We start from the raw sequence: 1,559 nt of genomic DNA, 5'->3' as shown, positions 1-1,559 counted from the left end.
GGAGCCAGTGACGAGCGGGTAGCGGCCATTGCCCCCATGGTTATCGATATGCTGAATATGCCCGTTAACCTGGATTATCAGGTAGAAGTGTGGGGTGATTATAGTGTGCAGATTCAGGACTACGTAGAACTAGGTATTCCGCAGGATGTGCATTCTGACGATGGTGGCGAAATTACTCAGATGATTGATCCTTATTCGTACCGGGATAAGCTCACAATGCCCAAAATGCTGTTCATCGGGGCCAATGATGAATATTGGCCGATAGACGCGGTGAAAAACTACATTGACGATATTCCCGGCGAGAACTTCATTCATTACGTGCCCAATGCCGGTCATGACCTAGGTGGCGGAGAACAGGCATTACGAGCCCTCAGTGCTTTTTTTGGTACCACTCTTCGGAAAGAACAGTATCCGGTATGCCAGTGGGATATTGCCGAAGAGAATGGTGAAATCACATTAGCAGTGGAAGCAACGCCCGACCCGCTAGTGGATGCGGTACTATGGTCGGCCGATTCGGAAGACCGCGATTTCCGCGATGAAGAATGGGTAAGTGAGAGCTTAGGGGTTAAGAATCAGAAGAACGTTAATACCACAATCAGCTATCCAACGGATGGTTTCAAAGCCTTTTATCTAGACCTAAAATATGCTGATGCTAACGGCAATGTATATTCCAAGAGCACTCGATCCTACGTGGCTGACGATGATGAAGTATTCATTAAATAGATCAATAAGATGAGGTTCATCACAGGCTTTTTTGCATTGGTAGTTTTACATTCGGGAGTAGCGGTTTCTCAAGATCAACCGTCGGCTATACCTCTGGAGTATTACTATGAGTACGATCAGAATTTTCCACTGGAAGTAACGGTGGACACCCTCAGCGAAAGAATGTTTCATATTACCTTCACCTCGGTTCACGGTAAGCGAGTTCCGGCGCTTTTATCTCTGCCTGAAGAAGGAGAAGCTCCCTATCCGGTAGTCATTGCTCAGCACGGACTTGGCGACCATAAAGACGTGGATTACATGCAGTATGGAGACAAAATTTTGTCGGAGCACGGATTCGCAGTGATGCGTATCGATTTTGAACTGCACGGAGAAAGAGAAACTCAGAACTTTGGCCGAAGCATGATTCAAGAGTTCCCCTACACGTTTACCAACGTGCTATCCCAAACCGTATTTGACTTGCGCCGAGTGAATGATTACTTGGACAACCGTTCGGATATTGATGCTAATCACACGGCGTTTTTAGGTATTAGCTTAGGAGGAATAGCCGGTACGGTATTTTGCGGAGTAGAACCCCGGGTAGAGTACGCGATCATCATCATTGCGGGGGGAGGACTGGAGTTCGTCTTCGGTTCTGGCGATGAGAAGAAGCAAGCGATGATGGCTCCGGTAGAGCCACTGAATTTTGTGAAACAGATTGCCCCTCGCCCCTTACTGTTTATCAATGCCGAACACGACGAAACCATTCCCAAAGCTGCTTCGATAGCGCTACACGAAGCGGCGGAGGAACCTAAGAAAATTGTTTGGTACGACTCTGGCCATAAGCTAAAGGATGTTGC

Annotated in this window: 2 protein-coding genes; both read left to right on the top strand. The window is 47.5% G+C overall.

The annotated features are described in order from the left end of the window. Positions 1 to 723: PhoPQ-activated protein PqaA family protein (locus WBA23_RS23050; protein ID WP_424584631.1), on the top strand; the 723-nt coding region annotated here is incomplete at its 5' end. 9 nt (positions 724 to 732) lie between these two features. Further along, on the top strand, positions 733 to 1,559 hold an 827-nt coding region (locus tag WBA23_RS23045), incomplete at its 3' end, for an alpha/beta hydrolase family protein (RefSeq protein WP_424584630.1).

Source organism: Tunicatimonas sp. (assembly GCF_049647865.1).
In the GTDB taxonomy this organism is placed as follows: Bacteria; Bacteroidota; Bacteroidia; order Cytophagales; family Cyclobacteriaceae; genus Tunicatimonas.
The sequence above is the reverse complement of the archived record's forward strand: the minus strand, read 5'-3'. Positions and strand labels throughout refer to the sequence as shown.